General features: G+C 68.3%; 1 protein-coding gene. It reads left to right on the top strand.

The genetic code is table 11. The features are described from left to right. Positions 1–268, top strand: a 268-nt coding sequence (locus CVH10_RS20955; RefSeq protein ID WP_146143220.1) for a molybdopterin cofactor-binding domain-containing protein, incomplete at both ends; no start/stop codon positions are given.

The following is a 268-nucleotide window of genomic DNA, read 5'->3' as shown; positions in this document are numbered from 1 at the left end:
AACATGAACATGAAGAGCGGCGCGCGCGTCGGCGTCGACCGCAAGGGCGTGGTCACCGTCGCCACCGACATGACCGACATCGGTACCGGCAGCTATACGATCATCGCGCAGACCGCGGCGGAGATGATGGGCGTGCCGCTCGACAAGGTCATCGTCCTGCTGGGCGACAGCCGCTTTCCCGAATCGGCCGGGTCGGGCGGGCAATGGGGCGGCAACAGCTCGACCGCCGGCGTCTATGCCGCGTGCGTCGACCTGCGTCGCCGCATCG

Origin of the sequence: Halomonas sp. ND22Bw (genome assembly GCF_003011945.1) — a bacterium.
Lineage (GTDB): Bacteria > Pseudomonadota > Gammaproteobacteria > Pseudomonadales > Halomonadaceae > Halomonas > Halomonas halophila.
Note: the sequence above shows the minus strand (reverse complement) of the source record. Positions and strands in the feature narration are given on the sequence as shown.